The sequence below is a fragment of the Enterococcus sp. C53 genome (assembly GCF_040887425.1).
In the GTDB taxonomy this organism is placed as follows: Bacteria; Bacillota; Bacilli; order Lactobacillales; family Enterococcaceae; genus Enterococcus_B; species Enterococcus_B hirae.
In genome coordinates, this window is sequence record NZ_JBFOFT010000005.1 from 114,584 (window position 1) to 131,010 (window position 16,427).

Below are 16,427 nucleotides of genomic sequence, written 5' to 3' on the forward strand. Positions count from 1 at the left end.
TTCCTTCACTGTTCTCTACTGTTATCTACTCTTTCCGACCATAAATAGTCATAAAACTACATCATTTCATTTACCTCTTTATTTTCGTTAACCTTTGTAATAAAATTAGTTAACGAAAGTAAAGAGGTGTTTTTATGGAAAATCTATTCGAACCTTGTGTTCCGCTAACAAAAACAACATATCTGGAGATACTAAAAGACAAAACTAATTTATGGGGGTATTATGCACAAGCCCTTCAGCTCAAAACAAACAAGTCACAAAATATCATCCGTCTGAATACATTGCTGAATGCTAAGAGCGGCTTGTGTAGAGAAGATTGTGGTTATTGTGCGCAATCAAAAAAAAGTTCTGCAACGATTGAAACATATGGATTATTACCCAAAAAAGAAATCATTCGTAAAGCGTTGATTGCTAAAAAGAATCATTCCAGTGTGTTTTGCATTGCGTTAAGCGGAACACGCCCATCAAAAAAAGAAATACACCTTTTAGGTGAGGCAATTCAAACGATCAAAAGCATAATGTCGATTGAGATTTGTTTATCCATTGGCTTAGTTACTGAGGAACAAATTGATTATTTAAAATCGTGTGGAGTAGATCGGTTGAATCATAATCTTAATACTAGTCGAGATAATTACCCAAACATCACAACAACCCATTCCTATGATGATCGGTTAGAAACATTAAACAAACTTCGTCAGCACGAAATGAATATTTGCTCTGGTTTTATTTGTGGCATGAGAGAAACAGATGAACAATTAGTCGATCTGGCTTTTGACTTAAAAGATCAAGAGCCTTATTCCGTTCCAGTCAATTTTTTACTTCCAATTGCTGGAACAATGTTTGAGGAACACAATGAATTAACCCCTATGAAATGTTTAAAAATCTTAACCATGCTGAGGTTACTATTCCCTGCTACAGAACTTAGGGTAAGTGCCGGAAGAGAGTTTCATTTAGGAGAACTCCAACCATTTGCTTTATTGATCGTGGATTCTATTTTTTTAGGCAACTATTTGACAGAGAAAGGAGCACCTATTTCTGAAGATCAAAAAATGCTTGATCGTTTAGGTTTAGTTGTGGCTGGTGTCTGTGATGAAGAATAATTATATTATTTGCGGGATTCATACCGATTGTGGAAAATCAGTGATCAGTGTCTTACTCTATGAATATTTACGTGATCTGACAAATCAGGAACCGTTACTCGTGAAACCGATCCAAACAGGACCGTTTCCTGATACAGATTTTTATCAAGCCTGCCATATTGAGAAACAAAATATTGTTCATTTCTATTCAATGTCATTAGAAGCTTCTCCACATATCGCTAGCAGAAAAGAACATCAATGGATCGATCTACTTGTCTTGAAGGAAAAAGCAAATGTTGTCTTGAAAAAAAATCGACCCACGATTTTTGAATTAGCAGGTGGTCTGCTTTCTCCCATTAATGACTCGCAAACCATGTTAGACATGATCAAACTTTTGCAATTACCGGTTATTCTCGTTGCGGATAATTATTTAGGTGCAATCAATCATACGTTGCTAACGACTAGTTTATTACAAAGCGAAAGCATTCCAATAGCAGGTCTGGTTTTTAATTCAAGTAAAGCAAATGAAAAGAATGACATGGAAGATTTAAGCCAATGGATGACAGATAAGACAGGAATCACACAAATTGGCAAATTACCCTATTTAGAGGATTTAACTCATTGGTTAAAATCGAGAACAAAAAAAAGAGAACTTAGTAAGGAGTGGCATTTAAATGTATACAAATAGGCGAGATATCACCATGATGGCGATGATGATGGCATTATTGATCATCACAGCAAAACTAGTGATTCCGTTACCACTATTCGATTATTTATCTTTACAAATTATAACGATTTATCTGATTTATCCTTTATTAGGAACAAAATACGGGCTCATTGTCACATTCAGTTATTTGATCCTAGAGCTCATTGGATTACCGATTTTTGCTAGTGGCGGAGGTATTTTTTATATTTTTAAACCTAGTTTTGGCTTTCTACTATCTTTTGCAACTTTCCCAATGATTCAAGCTACACTGTCAAAATTGTTCTGGCGCAGAAAATGGCTCCCATTAAAAAAAATCCTGATCATTAACTATTCAGGATTACTTTATCTCTATTTAATCGGTCTGTTGTATAAATGCTTGATTTTATTCTTTTACCTTAAAGAAACGAATGTTCTTTACAGTGTGCTAGCAGTTTCGACATTGATTGATTTAAGTTGCGATATCTTACTTGTGTTCGTAGCTAGTTTGCTTACCTATAAGTTATTGCCACTCATTCATAAGCACAAACTAGCAAACCAACTCATTATCTCCTAATAAAAGCCGCTATTTCAGCGATTGGAAAAGAATCGAACCATCGGCTTAAAATGGATACTGATTGATTGACTTAAAAAATCTTACAAAATTATGAAAGAAAATAAACCGAAGAAGAGGTTGAGACAACTTTGTCCCAGTCCCCCTTCGGTTTATTTTTCCGTATTGACTTACTCTATCGTACGACAGAATGTACAACAGAATGATCTGGTTACTTCATGAACCAGTTAGGCCCACAAATCATTAACAAGCTTATTATATATTTACTTGATCAACGTTGCCCCGAGGACTGTTTCAAAATGACGTAGTGCCCAGTCATGACCGACTGGATCAAAGCTAGCTACAGCATCTTCAAAAATAAACAGTTGATAGCCTAAATTATATGCATCAATAGCTGTGTGCAACACACAAATGTCCGTACATACGCCAGTCAAATAGAGTTCAGTGATCCCCCGCTCACGGAGCCGAATATCTAGATCTGTTCCACTAAAAGCAGAGTAATGCCGCTTATCAATCCAATAGACATTGGCTTGTTCTTGAGCTCTTTCGTAAACAGCTTGTAGCGAACCATAAAGGGCACGACCATTGGTGCCAATCACGTTATGCGGAGGAAATAGTTTATTTTCAGGATGGAAGTTATCCGATGGGTCATGCGCATCAATCGCAAACACCACAAAGTCTCCCTCTTCGATAAACTTTTTCGTGTGAGTCGTCACTGCTTGTTCAATCACTTGACCAGCTTTACCTGTCGTTAATTTCCCGTCATCTGCCACAAAATCATACGTGTAATCAATCGAGATCAATGCTTTCATTAATGGGCTCCTTATACAAGATGTTTGACAAATTCGATTACCATCTCAGCAGAACGTTTCCCTGCATCTTCAATAAACTCATCAAAGGTTTGTGTCGCTGCATGATCAGCAGTATCACTCATCGCACGAACGATCAAGAAAGGAATATTGAACTGACGAGCCGTTTGTCCAACAGCCGCTCCTTCCATTTCACAAGCCAACGCATCTGGAAAGTTTGTTAAAATCTCTTCTACTTTTTCGGAAGAATCAACAAACGTATCTCCAGTAACGATCAAGCCTTCTTTCACATTCAGATCTATCGCTTTGGCTGCTCTTGCCATCTCTGTGCGAAGATACGTACTTGCTTCATAATAAAGCGGCATCCCTGGTATTTGTCCTGGCTTATAGCCAAATCCGGTTGCATCTGCATCGAAATAAGCTACTTTATCAGAGATTACGATATCGCCTACTTGTAGCCCTTGTCCGATACCACCCGCTGAACCTGTATTGATGACCATATTCACACCATATTGTTGGATCAATAAACTAGTAGTGACTGATGCCAAAACTTTACCGATCCCTGAACGAACCACAATTACTTCATGTCTTCCTAAAGAGCCTGAAATGAACAATGCTCCTGCTCGTTCCCATGACAAGGGTTCACTTAGCTTTTCTCTTAAAATTTTGATTTCTTCTTCCATTGCACCGATAATACCGATTTTCATAGCTTTTTCCTTCTTTCTAAATAAATGCGACCGCAAAAAATACGACACACAATAATAGAATAACAATAATCAAGGATTTCATCAAAAATGAATTCCACTTCGTCGTTTTTTCACGTTCACCGATTCTTGTTTTTGTGATAGGTTTGTTCCGTTTTTGTTCCTTTCGATAAAAACTAGCAATTTTCTTTTCTTCTTGCTGATAAGCAGCCTCTTCTTTTCTTTGCCGTTTTAATGACTCTTGGGCTTGCGCCTGCTGTCGTTTACGTAATTCACTTCTCGTAATCAGCGGTCCTTTGGCCATCAGCCGATCCCTCTACTTTCCTTTAATCAATAGCTCCCAATATTGGATCGCATACATGGTTTTCGCATCACAGATCAGTTGATCATCTATTGCTTGTTTAGCTTCTGCGAAAGTCAGTGCATATAATTCAAGCACCTCATCTTCATCTTGAGCCAACGGATTCTCTACTTTCTGTAAATCAATCGCATGATAAATATGCATGATCTCATTTGCAAATCCTGGTGAAAGATACATAGATGAAACATGTTTGAGCTTTCTTGCCCGATACCCAGTCTCTTCTTCCAGTTCTCTTGCAGCGGTACGTTCCGGTGTTTGGCTTTCTTCTGGATCGATTTTCCCAGCAGGGATCTCCAAAATCACTTTTTCTAATGGTTTCCGAAACTGTTTCACTAATAATAAACGATTCTGATCATCAAATGCGATGATCCCTACACCACCCGGATGAAACACTAATTCACGTTTGGCAAGTTTTCCATCTGGCAGGCGGACGTCATCTACTGCAACATCGATGATTGCTCCGTGATAGATTTCCTTTCGTTCGATCGTTTTTTCTTCAAATTGCTCATATTCAAGCATCTTTCTCCCACTTTCTTTGTAATAATACCCGCTTTTCGTTTACTTTTCAATTTTTCTAGAGTTTTCTTTTAGTTTACCATAACTAAACCTTAGAAATTCTCTAAATCTACAAAATCCTCCTTTAGTCCCATACTCTTTCTTAGGTTGAGTGTGCTAAAATAAGGGTGGAAATGAGAACAACGCTTCATTACTTAAAATGGATGGAATATATATGGAGGGCTTATTATGCGAAAATTAAATTGGCGATGGATCTTAGGTCTATTGTTGGTGTTTCTTTTGATTCGTCAAGGTCACTTTTCTTTAGTAACAGTCATTTTGATTATCGGTGCATCTTTAGTGATTTGGGGAATCTTTGGCTCTGGCAAGAAAAAATCAGCAAAAAATGAAATGCCCGATTTATCTGATGAACTTGAATCACATTATACAAAAAGCGGGATGACACCTAGTGAGATTACTTTCTTTAGACAGACAATGAATCAAACGAAAGTCGAAATTGAACAATTGCAACAAAACATGCAACAAACAGCCAAACTAAAAGCTGTCGATCTTCGTCACGATACAGTGAAGGCGGCCAAAGCACTCTTCAAAGCATTGGTGAAAGAGCCCAACCGATTACACGAAGCAAGTCAATTTCTTTATACTCACTTACCAAACTTAGTCGATTTGACCAATAAATATATTGAGATCAACGACCATGAAATCAAAAACAAACAGACTTACGAAAAGCTCGAAGAAAGTTCACAAATCATTGATCAACTAGCACATCTGATTGCTCAAGACTATCAACAATTTGTCTCTGAAGATTTAGATGATCTAGATGTAGAAATATCAGTTGCGAAACAAAGCTTAAAACGAGAGAATCTATCTGATGATAACAATCAATCTCAATGATCGGTTAATAGAATCATAAAGGAGTGTTTTGTTTCTTAGACACTCCTTTTGCTTATCCTTTCTTTTGTTTATCCTTTATAATAGATGAATAAGATGAACAACTGTTTTTTTACAAAAATGATAACATTGAACCTATCGCATCACATTGAACCACGAGGAGGAGTTTTAAATGGATAATAAACCTAAAGAGGTAACACCTGTAAATGACACGTTAGATGATTTGTTAAATAATCCGTTCTCTACCCCAACAGATAAATTAACCCAAACACAACAGTCAGAAATCAATGCTTTGCAAGAACAACAAACCGCTGCACGCTTGATTGATAAACTACCTGCTGAACGACAAGAGCAAGCCAAAGAGCTAGCAGCTAAAATCGATGTTTCAGATGCACAGTCGGTGATCAGCTACGGTTCTGCTGCTCAAACGAAGTTAAGTGAATTTTCACAATCCATGTTAAATCATGTACAGGCACAAGATATTGGTCCTGTCGGAGATTCATTGACTGAATTGATGTATCGTCTGCAAGAAGCAAATCCTGATGAATTGCGAGCTGGCGAAGGCAATATTTTCCAACGGATGTTTGGCAAAGTAAAACAATCGATCTATGAAGTGACTGCAAAATATCAAAAGATCGGTGCCCAAATCGATAAAATCTCTGTTAAACTAGAAAAAGAAAAAGACGGGCTTTTAAAAGATAATTTGATGCTCGAACAACTCTATCAAAAAAACAAAGATTATTTTGATGCACTGAATATTTATATCGCAGCTGGCGAATTGAAGATGGAAGAACTTCAAACAACGATCATTCCTAAAGCAATGAAAAAAGCCGAAGAAACAGGCGATCAAATGGATATTCAAATTGCAAATGATTATGCTCAATTTCTAGATCGTTTAGACAAACGAACCCATGATTTACGTTTGGCAAGACAGATCACTATCCAGCAAGCACCACAGATCCGTTTAATCCAAAATACTAACCAAGCGTTAGCAGAAAAAATCCAAGCATCAATCGCAACAGCGATCCCTCTATGGAAAAATCAAGTAGTGATCGCCTTGACGTTACTTCGCCAAAAAGATGCGGTAACTGCCCAACGTCAAGTTTCTGAGACAACTAATGACCTTTTGAAGAAAAATTCAGAAATGTTGAAAATCTCTGCTATTGAAACAGCAAAAGAAAATGAACGTGGGATCGTTGATATTGAAACCTTACAAACAACTCAAAATGATTTGATCGAAACGATCCAAGAAACATTACGCATCCAAAAAGAAGGAAAAGAAAAACGTCGTCATGCAGAAGTCGAACTTGGTCATATGGAAGACGACTTGAAACAAAAATTACTCGATTTAACACAATAAGAATGATCTATATGGATCAATCAAAAAAGCTCTAGATTTTTGATGTTGGTGAAATTCGCCAACATCTTTTTTATGCTTTAAAAGGATAGAAAAGACACCCCGAAATCCTTCAAAATGAATTTGGCTAACCAATTCATCGAAGGACTCAAGATGTCTTACACTCGTCTTATCAAAGATATTTTAACTATTTTAAGCTTAGGTTAATCGAATAGAACGAAGCATCAATTTTGTTGATTCATTTTACTATGTTGGTACCCATAACCAAAGTAAATCACTAATCCAATCGCCGTCACGATACCGAAGACGATCCATGTGACTGGTTGTAAACGAAGCATCAATACCAAGCATGTACCGATAGATATAATCGGTAATATCGGTACAAATGGCACTTTAAATTCACCGGCTTTTGGTTTACCAAACATTTTTCTTAGTTTAAGTAATCCTAAGCTGACTAACATCAAATAGGTCAACGCCATGATGTTTGTTAGTTCAGCGAGAATATTCAATGGGAAGAAACCAGCGAAAAATAAAGCCGCTACCCCAGCTACAAAAGTCGCCTTTCTAGGCGTCCGATGCTTTTCATCGATCTCTGTCATAAATTTAGGTAAAAGACCGTCTTTACTTACAGCAAACAATAACCGAGCTAGCGAATACATCATAGAAATCGTTACGGTCAAGAGCGTCAAAATGGCACCGACTGCAATCACAGCTCCGATTGTTCCATGACCAACGTAACGCATCGCAAAGGCAACTGGGTCACTGACCCCTAATTCAGTAAACGGAACAATCCCCGTTAAAATCAAGGTAACTACGATGTATAAAGCTGTGGCAATCAAGATCGAACCAATGATCCCTCGAGGAACGTCTTTTTGTGGCTCTTTCACTTCTTCGGCTGCCATTGCAACTGAATCAAATCCCAAGAAAGCGAAGAAGACTAGAGCTGCTCCATCTAAAACGCCTGAAAAACCAAATGGTGTAAATGGTTGCCAGTTTTCAGGTTTTACAAAGAAAATCCCTACAACGATAAATAATGCAATAATACCGAATTTCACAAAAACCATGATATTATTCAATCTTAATGCTTTTTTGGCTTCTAAAGAAACGATGTATGTCACAAATATGACAACGAACACTGCGATCAAATCGACATAGGTGCCATTGTCAGGATTATAACCACTGGTCAAGGCTTGTGGCAAATGGACTCCAAAACCTTCCAAGAACCCTTGAACATAACCAGACCAGCCGGAAGCAACCGACGAAACTGCTAATAGAAATTCGCCAATCAACAACCAACCTGTTAACCAGGCGGCAAATTCACCAAAAACAACATAAAGATACGCATACGGGCCACCAATGACTGGCACACGTGAGGCAAACTCAGCAAAGCTTAACCCCGATAAAATGACAACGATTGCAGCTAAAACGAATGAAAGTGACAGTGCTGGACCCGCATTTTGATTGGCCGCAACCCCTGTCACTACAAATATTCCTGTGCCGATAATTGCGCCAATTCCAAGCATAATTAAATCGGACGTTTTCAGATCTTTCTTCATCCCACTTGTGTGGTTGAGATTGATTTCTTTCTTACGAAACAAATCCATGGCAGTACCTCCCTATTTTAGGTTGGAAAACGGCCATTAAGCCGTTTTCATATACCCTAAAATGATACCACCTAAAATGACTAAAAGGCAACCGACAATAACGTAAACAAGTTCTTTTTTCGTTTTCTTTTCTCCCAAAATGAAAATACCACCTAAAGTTGAGATGATAATCCCCATCTGTGATAATGAAAATCCAACAGCTAAACCAAGTGATTTAACAGTTAAGAGCATGCACACGTTCCCAATTCCCCATAGCAAACCACAAATCATGTTCTTCCAAACAAATTGATCCACTTTCACTTTACGAAAGGCAAAGAAACTTGCACCTAAGATCATTCCGATACTTTGAGGTAAGATGATTGACATCGCATCCAAGTTAGCCCAGTTCACAATGATCGTATAAACACCATAACCAATCGTTGAATAGATCAATGCTCTAAACCCTTTACCAAAATCAAGCATTTTATTGTCAGTATCAACTTTTCCTTCATCATCTTGGCGTGCTGTTAAATAGGCACCGCTAACAAGAAGTGCTAAAGCTAGGATACCGTATACATAATCTTTCGTTTGTGTCCATTCATGAAAGAAAACGGCTCCCGCAATCGTATTCAAAATTAATTGAAAACCAGTCGATAAAGGCAAACCAACAGAAACGCCCATAAATTTCATTCCATGGAACTGTCCGTTTTGACCAACACTCCAAGCTAACCCAGAGAGGAATCCAATCAAGAAAATCCATGGTGTGATTGTTGGGCTAACGATGAAAAAGACAACTAATGAAAAGATAAATGCACCAATCGTCATCCCTAATGTCTGTTGATTGGCATCGCCACCAATTTTCCCGCTTACTAAACCAATACTTCCCCATGCTACCATAGGGATTAATGCTATTAAAATTTCCATAACTAATCTCCTTTTATTTCACATGATATGAAACTTATCAGCGAAAACGTTCACAACACAAGAAGTTTTTTTCGATTCTAACTATTTTCTAACGTTTCTCATTATAGAAATTTAAGATTGGGAAAAACAGGGTCATCGTTGTTCCCTCTCCTACAATTGATTCAGCAAGTAGTTGGATCCCAAGTTTTTCAGCTAAGGATTTAGCCAAATAAAGCCCTAAACCAGTAGAATGTGTTTTACTCAATCGTCCATTAGAACCTGTGAATCCTTTGTCAAAAATCCGCGACAAGTCTTCTTTAGGAATACCGATGCCCGAGTCTTTGATGGCTAAAGAGATCCCTTGTTGGTTCTTTTCGATCGAAATGATGATTTCTCGATGGTCAGGTGTATATTTAATCGCATTGCTCAAAATTTGTTTGAATATAAAAGCTACCCACTTGGCATCTGTTAAAACTCTTTGATCTTCCCCAATAATCTCATACCGAAGATTTTTTTGAATAAAGTAATTCGCCTGACTGCGAATCACTGGCTGAATGATGCTTTTTAATTCATACTCTTGGATTAAATAATCTCTCGAAAAACTATCCAACCGTGCATAATAAAGAACTTGTTCTACATATTCATCGATTTTGGCTAGTTCGTTTTCTAGTAGGGTATATTTTTGATCATCAATATCAAATTCAATCGAACGCACCAAGAGTTCAGAGGCTGCTAAAGGCACCTTGATTTCATGGACCCACGAATCAATGTAATCTTTTTGATCCTGTTGGTTACTAATCGCCTCTTGCATGACTTCTTGGTGCTCACGGATCAATTGATTGATATAATCTTCGACTAATTTTTCTTCTTCTGTATGACCGCCACTCAAATAACTTTGTAGCGGAGATATTTGTTTGAGATCGGCAAGTTTTTCCCACCAATGACGTTTACTTAAATAACGGACAAGTAAATAAAAAAACAAAAATACGGCTTGAATAAGCGCCAGATAGCCAACCATCGTCCAGTCGACTAAAATATTAGGTGCTAACCACATGACAAAAATCGTTAGCAAGACAAAAAAGAGCCAGCCTAAGAGCAACGACCATTGATCCTTTAAGTATTTAAAGAAATTCATTATTTATTTTCATCCTTTCAGGGAACAATATAGCCCTGCCCGACTTTTGTTTCGATATATCCTTTGATCCCTGCTTGTTCGATTTTCCGACGTAAACGATTGATATTGACTGTCAATGTATTGTCATCAACAAACCGCTCATCATCCCATAATGCTCTCAATAACTTTTCTCTGCTAAGGATTTTCCCATGTTGCTTCATCAAGATAAATAATAATCGGTATTCGTTCTTACTTAAATCGATGATTTCACCGTTGATTTCCATACTCCCATTATCAACATTCAACGTGATCCCATTATGACTCATGACTTCACTCGACAGTTCCCCATAATTGTATGAACGTCGCAATAAAGCATTGATTTTGGCAATCAGCACATCAATTTGAAAAGGCTTGGTGACAAAATCATCTGCGCCCATATTCATCGCCATGATCATATCCATATTGGTATTTCGACTGGAGATGAAAATAATCGGCACTTTGGAGACTTCTCGAATTTTTTGACACCAGTAGTAGCCATCAAAGACCGGAAGATTGATATCTAATAAAACAAGTTGAGGTTCTTCTTTTTCAAAGTCTGCAAATACTTGATTAAAATCAGAGGTACCGAACGTTTCAAACTGCCACTTTTCCAGTTCTTCCATGATGAGTTGGCGGATGATTTCTTCATCTTCTACAACCATAATTTTTGCCATCTTGTTGTCCTCCTACTTCTTTCTTGCTATAACCATAACAAAGAAGGCCGAACGTGACAAGTAACCATATTTTCAACTATTTCCCTCTCCATACGCCTTACATCTGAAACGATGGGTTTATTCCTCAATATTTAGTCACGTAGTTGATTCTTTCATCGCAAATATTTTGACTATTCTTAAACTTTTGAAGGGCTCTTTATTTCTTTCCGTCCAAAAAACAAAAAAGTTTGTAAATAAAGCAAGGAACTTCCTCCGACTAAAACCACATAAATAGGTCCCAGGAAGAATAAAAAAAGCAGTAGTAGCAGTGTTCCCCCTAAATGTAAGAGAGCGTTTTTCCATTGATAAAAAAATAAAATAAAAGCAGTAAAAAGAGGGACTTCGTTTGCTCTCTCTAGTTGGAGCAACATACGGTAGCTAACCATCACGATACTTAAAAAAAGGACACTTAACGAAGCATACATCAATATCAATCCCCATGCTCCGCCCCAGTAAAGAAAAATACGACTATCAATTAGTAAAAGCAATAAATAGAAACTGACTATGAGGTCTTGCTTACGATAGGTCAAAAAATTATGACGAAGTTCTTGCCAAAACAACGTATGGATCTTTTTCTCTTCGTTTTTGTGGTAGTGATAAATGGTAGACATAACCGTACGACTAGCACTGCCGATTGTCAACAGCGGTAAGCTAGTTAATAGCCATAAGAATTGCAAAATAAGCAATGACGGAATCCATTCAATGACTGTCAAAAAATGCTGATTGATTTTTTCACTATGAATTTTATTCATTTAGCCTTTTGACCCTCCTGTCAAATCCATTCCTTCAATAAAGTAACGTTGCGCAAAGAAGAACATCAAAATCGTTGGGATCAAAACAAGTGTGGCTCCTGCCATCAAATAATTCCATTGAGTCGTCGCCTGATTTCGGAAAACTTGCAACCCAATCTGTAAAGTATACTTCTCTTGATCTTGGATGTATAATAACGGCCCTAAAAAATCGTTCCAAGCCGCATTGAATGAATTGATCGCAATCGTGATTAACGCTGGTTTAGTCAGCGGCAGCATCAGACGGCTCCAAATATAGAAATGATTTGCTCCATCGATTTCTGCCGCTTCAATTAATTCATCATTGATGGATAAATAAAATTGACGCATCAAAAATATATTAAATGCATTGCCGAAGAATGATGGAACGATCAATGGTAAATAAGTTCCTACCCAGCCTATTTTTGAGAATAGAACATATTGGGGGATCATGGTCACAAAACCTGGAATCATCATCGTAGAAAGGACTAAAGCAAACATTAGCTTTTTTCCTGGAAAATCTAATTTCGCAAACCCATAAGCAATGAAGGAATTCGAGAGAACATTGCCAAATACCACTAAGACTGTGATCAATAAAGTATTCCTTGCATAACGCCAGAAGGGGAAAGCAGTAATTGTATCCAGATAGTTTTGCCAAACAATTTTTTCTGGAAAAAAAGTTGGAGGATAACGTACGATCTCTTCCATTGGTTTTAAAGAAGTAAATACCATCCACAATAATGGTGTGATCAATACGAGCCCGATAGCCGTCATGAGGAGATAACTAACGATTTTTTTTGTTTGGCGGTTAACACTTGTTATTTTGAAATATTCCATCATTTGCCATCACCTCCAGAGTAATAGACCCATCTAGGTGCCAGTTTCAAATTAATAAAAGTCAATACTAACACGATCAAAAATAGGATCATTGACATCGCCATTGCGTACCCCATGTCGAATGCGACAAAAGCTTTATTCCACATGTGAAGATTATAAAATAGTAAAGAGTTAGCTGGTCCACCTGTTCCATTTTTAGTCATCACATAAGCCTCTTGAAAAATTTGAAAAGAACCAATCGTTGAAGTAATCACATCGTAAAAGATAATCGGTGTGATCAATGGCAACGTGATATTTTTAAATTTCCCCCATACGCCAGCACCATCAATCGCTGCTGATTCGTATAAAGAGCGTGGAACGTTTTGCAAAGTCGCTAAATAAAGCAACATTGCTCCGCCAGAACTCCAGATTTTCATTAAAATCAAAGCTGGCTTTGTCCAGTTAGGATCAAACAACCAGGCTGGTCCAGAAATATTGAACCAACCTAGAAACGTATTGATCAACCCGGCAGAAGGTGAAAGCAGCTGCATCCATAAAATATAAACAGCAACACCAGATAGGACTGCAGGTAAATAAAACATCGTTCGGAAAATACTGATACCTCTGATCTTTTGGTTTAAAATCGTTGCTAGAAATACGCTAAACATTGTGGTTAAAGGAACATTGAATAGGACGAAATACACTGTATTGTATAATGATTTCCAAAAAAGATCATCGTGTAGAAACATCCGTCTAAAATTAGCTAATCCAATGAAATTCATTTTAGAAGTCAAATTATAATCAGTGAAACTTCCGATAACAGAAAAAAGCATGGGCCCTAACATAAAGACGACAAAGCCAATAATAAAAGGCGAGATAAATAAATAGGCCCATCTTGCCTCTTTTTTCTTTCGGATTGATAAACGCTTCATTTTCTTGCCTCCTTTTTTCTTTCAATTAGTCAACAGTTGATTAGTTATTTTGTTTTACTAGATTCTCCACCGCTTTTTGAGCATCAGCTAAACCTTCTTTCGGTGTTTTTGTTCCTAAGAGAATTTGATCGATTTGTTCGTTCACTAGTGTCGTATAATCTGGTGCTGCTAATGGGACAGGTGTAATGACCGTATTTTTGAAATTCTCATCAGCCATTTGATAGATCATTCGTCCCTTGTCACTTAGCTGTTCATTCTTCACTAAGTTCTCATTGGCTGTTTTACTTGCCATGATATCAAAACTCTTTTCGCCAAATTTTTCTTGAACTTCTGGTGAAGAAAGGTACTTGATAAAGTCATAAGAAGCTTCTGGATCTTTTGCCCCATAAGGTACTTCGAGTACAAAGCCGCCGCCCCATGACCAATGACCAGAACCTTTTTCTTTTTCTGGAAGCGGAATGACACCAAAATCAAAATCTTCTGGAGCATTTTCCATCAAGCTCGAATAATAATTGATATTTTGGGCACGCATTGCGACTAAACCTGAGATGAATGGATCAGAAACACCTGAGCCAAATTCTGCCTCTAATTTATTGATCGTATCTTTCCCATAATAGTCTTGCCAATCTTGGATCCACTCTAATGCTTCAACTTTATTCTTCGTATCGATTTTGATTTTGTCGTCTTGATCAAACCAGCTTGTCCCATTATCTGCATTTAATGCCCAGACATCTGCCCCTAAATTCCATAAAGGATAAAATCCAATTCGTGTGAATTCTTTTTTATCTTTTTTATCCAATTGATGGGCGTTTTTTTCTAATTCATCCCATGTAGTTGGTAAATCTTTTTCAGCGATTCCTGCTTCTTTAAATAATTTTTTATTATAAAAAATAACTTGAGTATCTGTGTTGAACGGAATCGCATAGGGATCACCTTTGTACTCCACTGTATCCCATAATTGTGGATAAAAATCTTTTGAGGTCTCTTCATCTACATATTTAGATAAGTTTGTGGCCTGTTGCGCTTCAGCTCTTTGAGCAACTGAATTGATATCTTGAACAATCACGTCTGGTGCATTCCCCGCTGTAATCGCTGACAATGATTTGGTCCAAATATCCCCCCACGGTTGGTATTTATAATTTACTTGGATCTTATCTTGTGATTGATTGTACTCGTCAATGATCTCTTCGATCACTTCTTTACGTGCTCCTGATCCCCAAAATGACCAGAAATCAATAGTTTTCTTCCCGTCACTTGTTTTTTCAGATGAACTAGCTGCGTTTGACTTTGCACTACTTGAACCACAACCTCCCAACAAAAATAATGCTGTACTTGCCAGCACCCCAGTAACTAACAACTTTTTCATTTTATCCCTCCGTTTTTTAATAAAAAGGTTATCTTTTGTTATTTGCAACCGATAACATTTTAATATAACGATATCATTTTAATCAGAAAATAACAATTTATTAGGCGTGCCTACTCATATATCAGATTAAATCTACCACTATATTTTTTCTAAGTATTTCCTTTGTATTTTCTCATTTTAAAGTGCAGAATGTAAATGTATTAATAAAAGATTAGGAGGAATTTTTGATGTTCAGACACCAAAAGGAATTACAGTTTGAAGCAAAACCAGATCGTCCGAATCCGTTAATCGCAAAATATTTACAAGAGCTTATCGGTGGACAATACGGAGAAATGAGTGTGGCAATGCAATACTTGTTTCAAGGTTGGAGCTGCCGAGGAGAAGAAAAATATAAAGACATGTTAATGGATATCGCAACAGAAGAACTTGGACATGTCGAAATGTTAGCAACGATGGTCGCACGATTATTAGAAGATGCGCCAGTTGAAGACCAAGAAGAAGCAATGAAAAAAGATCCTACGATCGGTGCAATCATCTCTGGTATGAATCCTCAGCATGCAATTGTCGCTGGCTTAGGACCACGCCCTGCTGATAGTGTTGGCAACCCTTGGAGTGGAGGTTATATCGTTGCAAGTGGAAACTTGTTAGCTGATTTCCGTGCCAATCTAAATGCTGAATCTCAAGGACGGTTACAAGTTGCTCGTATCTATGAAATGATCGATGACCGTGGCGTCAAAGATTTACTGGCAGTCTTGCTTGCAAGAGATAGTTATCATCAAAACTTATGGGCAAGTGCCGTGAAAGAATTGGAAGAAAATGAAGGCTCCATTCTTGTACCAAGTACGTTCAATCGTGAAAACGAACGAAAAGATATCGCCTATGACTTTTATAATTTCTCAGAAGGTGATGAAAGTAGTAAAGGCTCTTGGGCAAGTGGCGAAGCCTTAGATGGTGAAGGCGAATACCAATGGTTAGCAGAACCAAAAATTGAAGGTGATAAACCAAAATTACAACGGGTTACACCAAAAATGTATGGAACACCTCCAAGTAAAAAATAAAACATGCAAAAGTGGTTATGTCCAACATCCTTTGGGTCCTTACCACTCAACAGAATAAAAATAAGAATGATCGACCTGCAAGCCATTGCTGTCCTACTAAAGACAGTAGAAATGCTTGCTGGTCGATCATTTTTTAGCTTCTATTGGCATTTATAAGCCAAGA

18 protein-coding genes are annotated in these 16,427 nt (G+C 37.5%); 6 read left to right on the plus strand and 12 right to left on the minus strand.

Annotation, left to right across the window (positions count from 1 at the left end):
- The first annotated feature begins 134 nt into the window (after window positions 1-134).
- The 3 genes from bioB to AB3I42_RS08200 are packed head-to-tail and all read left to right on the plus strand — an operon-like array spanning window position 135 to window position 2,338.
- Window positions 135-1,100, plus strand: coding sequence for a biotin synthase BioB (gene bioB / locus AB3I42_RS08190; protein WP_181914325.1), 966 nt, complete (start codon window positions 135-137; stop codon window positions 1,098-1,100).
- Window positions 1,090-1,767: a dethiobiotin synthase gene (gene bioD, locus AB3I42_RS08195; protein WP_014834453.1), complete on the plus strand. Its 678-nt coding sequence runs from the start codon at window positions 1,090-1,092 to the stop codon at window positions 1,765-1,767. Before bioB ends, bioD begins: the two co-directional genes overlap by 11 nt.
- A complete protein-coding gene (locus AB3I42_RS08200; protein ID WP_368022425.1) occupies window positions 1,754-2,338 on the plus strand; it encodes a biotin transporter BioY in 585 nt (194 codons plus the stop codon). Before bioD ends, AB3I42_RS08200 begins: the two co-directional genes overlap by 14 nt.
- Window positions 2,339-2,598: 260 nt before the next feature.
- Here the strand turns inward: AB3I42_RS08200 and AB3I42_RS08205 are convergent, their stop codons facing one another.
- Genes AB3I42_RS08205 through AB3I42_RS08220 form a run of 4 tightly spaced genes read right to left on the minus strand, consistent with a single transcriptional unit; the run spans window position 2,599 to window position 4,728 of the window.
- Complete coding sequence (locus tag AB3I42_RS08205) at window positions 2,599-3,147, minus strand: cysteine hydrolase family protein (protein WP_010737129.1); 549 nt, start codon at window positions 3,145-3,147, stop codon at window positions 2,599-2,601.
- An 11-nt stretch (window positions 3,148-3,158) separates the two neighbouring features.
- On the minus strand, window positions 3,159-3,851 hold the full coding sequence (locus AB3I42_RS08210) for a 5'-methylthioadenosine/adenosylhomocysteine nucleosidase (RefSeq protein WP_010737128.1): 693 nt from the start codon (window positions 3,849-3,851) through the stop codon (window positions 3,159-3,161).
- A gap of 16 nt (window positions 3,852-3,867) precedes the next feature.
- Complete coding sequence (macP, locus tag AB3I42_RS08215; protein ID WP_010720826.1) at window positions 3,868-4,152, minus strand: cell wall synthase accessory phosphoprotein MacP; 285 nt, start codon at window positions 4,150-4,152, stop codon at window positions 3,868-3,870.
- A 12-nt stretch (window positions 4,153-4,164) separates the two neighbouring features.
- Window positions 4,165-4,728 carry an NUDIX hydrolase gene (locus tag AB3I42_RS08220; RefSeq protein WP_010737127.1) on the minus strand — a complete coding sequence of 188 codons (564 nt, stop codon included), beginning with the start codon at window positions 4,726-4,728 and terminating at the stop codon, window positions 4,165-4,167.
- Between the two features lie 225 nt (window positions 4,729-4,953).
- On the opposite strand from AB3I42_RS08220, the gene AB3I42_RS08225 reads away from it, so the two are divergent.
- Both AB3I42_RS08225 and AB3I42_RS08230 read left to right on the plus strand, forming a co-directional pair.
- Window positions 4,954-5,619 (plus strand): 5-bromo-4-chloroindolyl phosphate hydrolysis family protein, encoded by a 666-nt coding sequence (locus tag AB3I42_RS08225; protein WP_207496321.1) that lies wholly within the window; start codon window positions 4,954-4,956, stop codon window positions 5,617-5,619.
- 169 nt (window positions 5,620-5,788) lie between these two features.
- On the plus strand, window positions 5,789-6,976 hold the full coding sequence (locus AB3I42_RS08230) for a toxic anion resistance protein (protein WP_368022426.1): 1,188 nt from the start codon (window positions 5,789-5,791) through the stop codon (window positions 6,974-6,976).
- Window positions 6,977-7,197: 221 nt separating this feature from the next.
- On the opposite strand, the gene AB3I42_RS08235 is transcribed toward AB3I42_RS08230, so the two are convergent.
- The 8 genes from AB3I42_RS08235 to AB3I42_RS08270 form a co-directional block, all read right to left on the minus strand.
- Window positions 7,198-8,577, minus strand: coding sequence for an APC family permease (locus AB3I42_RS08235; protein ID WP_081123373.1), 1,380 nt, complete (start codon window positions 8,575-8,577; stop codon window positions 7,198-7,200).
- Between the two features lie 36 nt (window positions 8,578-8,613).
- Window positions 8,614-9,480, minus strand: a complete 867-nt coding sequence (locus AB3I42_RS08240; protein ID WP_010720831.1) for a GRP family sugar transporter — start codon at window positions 9,478-9,480, stop codon at window positions 8,614-8,616.
- An 88-nt stretch (window positions 9,481-9,568) separates the two neighbouring features.
- Window positions 9,569-10,594, minus strand: a complete 1,026-nt coding sequence (locus AB3I42_RS08245; protein ID WP_010720832.1) for a HAMP domain-containing sensor histidine kinase — start codon at window positions 10,592-10,594, stop codon at window positions 9,569-9,571.
- A 17-nt stretch (window positions 10,595-10,611) separates the two neighbouring features.
- A complete protein-coding gene (locus AB3I42_RS08250; RefSeq protein WP_010720833.1) occupies window positions 10,612-11,286 on the minus strand; it encodes a response regulator transcription factor in 675 nt (224 codons plus the stop codon).
- A gap of 176 nt (window positions 11,287-11,462) precedes the next feature.
- The gene (locus tag AB3I42_RS08255; protein ID WP_010737124.1) at window positions 11,463-12,077 is read right to left on the minus strand and encodes a DUF624 domain-containing protein; all 615 of its coding nucleotides are present in this window, start codon (window positions 12,075-12,077) and stop codon (window positions 11,463-11,465) included.
- The gene (locus tag AB3I42_RS08260; protein WP_368022427.1) at window positions 12,078-12,932 is read right to left on the minus strand and encodes a carbohydrate ABC transporter permease; all 855 of its coding nucleotides are present in this window, start codon (window positions 12,930-12,932) and stop codon (window positions 12,078-12,080) included.
- Entirely contained in the window at window positions 12,929-13,840 is a 912-nt protein-coding gene (locus AB3I42_RS08265; protein WP_010737122.1) for a carbohydrate ABC transporter permease, read from the minus strand. Before AB3I42_RS08265 ends, AB3I42_RS08260 begins: the two co-directional genes overlap by 4 nt.
- 40 nt (window positions 13,841-13,880) lie before the next feature.
- A complete protein-coding gene (locus AB3I42_RS08270) occupies window positions 13,881-15,206 on the minus strand; it encodes an ABC transporter substrate-binding protein (protein WP_034867748.1) in 1,326 nt (441 codons plus the stop codon).
- Window positions 15,207-15,433: 227 nt separating this feature from the next.
- Between AB3I42_RS08270 and AB3I42_RS08275 the strand changes: the two genes are divergently transcribed.
- Window positions 15,434-16,264: a manganese catalase family protein gene (locus AB3I42_RS08275; protein WP_010720838.1), complete on the plus strand. Its 831-nt coding sequence runs from the start codon at window positions 15,434-15,436 to the stop codon at window positions 16,262-16,264.
- The last annotated feature ends 163 nt before the right edge of the window (window positions 16,265-16,427 follow it).

Coding starts and splice junctions, on each gene's coding strand:
- AB3I42_RS08240 (WP_010720831.1), bottom strand. CDS start 9,480: ATGGAAATTTTAATAGCATTAATCCCTATGGTAGCATGGGGAAGTATT.
- AB3I42_RS08255 (WP_010737124.1), bottom strand. CDS start 12,077: ATGAATAAAATTCATAGTGAAAAAATCAATCAGCATTTTTTGACAGTC.
- AB3I42_RS08260 (WP_368022427.1), bottom strand. CDS start 12,932: ATGATGGAATATTTCAAAATAACAAGTGTTAACCGCCAAACAAAAAAA.
- AB3I42_RS08210 (WP_010737128.1), bottom strand. CDS start 3,851: ATGAAAATCGGTATTATCGGTGCAATGGAAGAAGAAATCAAAATTTTA.
- AB3I42_RS08250 (WP_010720833.1), bottom strand. CDS start 11,286: ATGGCAAAAATTATGGTTGTAGAAGATGAAGAAATCATCCGCCAACTC.
- AB3I42_RS08230 (WP_368022426.1), top strand. CDS start 5,789: ATGGATAATAAACCTAAAGAGGTAACACCTGTAAATGACACGTTAGAT.
- AB3I42_RS08265 (WP_010737122.1), bottom strand. CDS start 13,840: ATGAAGCGTTTATCAATCCGAAAGAAAAAAGAGGCAAGATGGGCCTAT.
- AB3I42_RS08275 (WP_010720838.1), top strand. CDS start 15,434: ATGTTCAGACACCAAAAGGAATTACAGTTTGAAGCAAAACCAGATCGT.
- AB3I42_RS08220 (WP_010737127.1), bottom strand. CDS start 4,728: ATGCTTGAATATGAGCAATTTGAAGAAAAAACGATCGAACGAAAGGAA.
- AB3I42_RS08245 (WP_010720832.1), bottom strand. CDS start 10,594: ATGAATTTCTTTAAATACTTAAAGGATCAATGGTCGTTGCTCTTAGGC.
- bioB (WP_181914325.1), top strand. CDS start 135: ATGGAAAATCTATTCGAACCTTGTGTTCCGCTAACAAAAACAACATAT.
- AB3I42_RS08270 (WP_034867748.1), bottom strand. CDS start 15,206: ATGAAAAAGTTGTTAGTTACTGGGGTGCTGGCAAGTACAGCATTATTT.
- bioD (WP_014834453.1), top strand. CDS start 1,090: ATGAAGAATAATTATATTATTTGCGGGATTCATACCGATTGTGGAAAA.
- AB3I42_RS08205 (WP_010737129.1), bottom strand. CDS start 3,147: ATGAAAGCATTGATCTCGATTGATTACACGTATGATTTTGTGGCAGAT.
- AB3I42_RS08200 (WP_368022425.1), top strand. CDS start 1,754: ATGTATACAAATAGGCGAGATATCACCATGATGGCGATGATGATGGCA.
- AB3I42_RS08235 (WP_081123373.1), bottom strand. CDS start 8,577: ATGGATTTGTTTCGTAAGAAAGAAATCAATCTCAACCACACAAGTGGG.
- AB3I42_RS08225 (WP_207496321.1), top strand. CDS start 4,954: ATGCGAAAATTAAATTGGCGATGGATCTTAGGTCTATTGTTGGTGTTT.
- macP (WP_010720826.1), bottom strand. CDS start 4,152: ATGGCCAAAGGACCGCTGATTACGAGAAGTGAATTACGTAAACGACAG.